This is a genomic window from Streptomyces sp. Isolate_45, assembly GCF_024721315.2.
GTDB lineage: Bacteria > Actinomycetota > Actinomycetes > Streptomycetales > Streptomycetaceae > Streptomyces.
Genome location: NZ_JANFAK020000373.1, coordinates 1 through 1,060 on the forward strand (window position 1 = coordinate 1; position 1,060 = coordinate 1,060).

The following is a 1,060-nucleotide window of genomic DNA, read 5'->3' on the forward strand; positions in this document are numbered from 1 at the left end:
GGGGTGGTCTGGTGGACCTTCCCGAGGTGTGGGACGAGCGGGCGATGAGCCGGCTGGTGGGTGTCCTGGCCGGTGGTGCTGGAGAGGATCAGGTCGCGGTTCGCTCCTCCGGTGTCTTCGGGCGTCGTCTGGTGCGTGCGGTGGCCGGCGATGCGGGTTCTTGGACGCCGTCCGGGTCGGTTCTGGTGACCGGTGGTACGGGTGCTCTGGGTGGTCGGATCGCGCGGTGGCTGGCCGGCGCGGGTGCTTCGCGTCTGGTGCTGACCAGCCGTCGGGGCGCGGACGCGCCCGGCGCCGCCGAGTTGGTGGCGGAGTTGTCGGGGCTGGGCGTGGACGTCTCGGTGGTGGCGTGTGACGCCGCCGACCGGGATGCGCTGCGCGGCCTCCTGGCCGCCGAGGCGGACACGCTGACCGCGGTCGTGCACACCGCCGGGGTCCTGGACGACGGGGTGCTGGATGCGCTGACGCCGGAGCGGTTCGAGAGCGTGCTGCGGGCCAAGGCCACGTCGGCGCTCAACCTGCACGAGCTGACCGTCGAGCTCGGCATCGAACTCTCGGCGTTCGTGCTGTTTTCCTCGATGAGCGGGACGGTCGGTGCGGCAGGTCAGGGTAACTACGCCGCCGCGAACGCCTATCTCGACGCGTTGGCCGAGCAGCGGCGCGCGGCCGGTCTGGTCGCGACGTCGATCGCTTGGGGTCCGTGGGCCGACGGTGGCATGGCTGCCGATGAAGCCCTTGAGGCCCGGATGCGGCGTGAGGGTTTGCCGCCGATGGCGCCGGATACGGCCATGGCCGTTCTGCGGCAGAGCGTGTCCGCGTCGACCGACGCGGCGGCCCTGCTGGTCGCGGACGTGGACTGGGAGCGTTTCGGGCCCGCGTTCACCGTCGTACGCCACAGCACACTGTTCGCCGAGCTGCGGGAGACGCGGCCTGCCGGGCCTGCCGTGCGTGCCGAGGACATCGGGGCGCCGGTCGGAAAGTTCGCCGGTCTTGGTGCGGTCGAGTTGGAGCGGGAGTTGCTCGGGCTGGTCCGTGCGCAGGTCGCGGCGGTCCTGGGGCA

General features: G+C 72.2%; 1 protein-coding gene. It reads left to right on the forward strand.

The genetic code is table 11. The annotated features are described in order from the left end of the window. Nucleotides 1-1,060, forward strand: a 1,060-nt coding sequence (locus NOD94_RS41140; protein WP_281211356.1) for a beta-ketoacyl reductase, incomplete at both ends; no start/stop codon positions are given.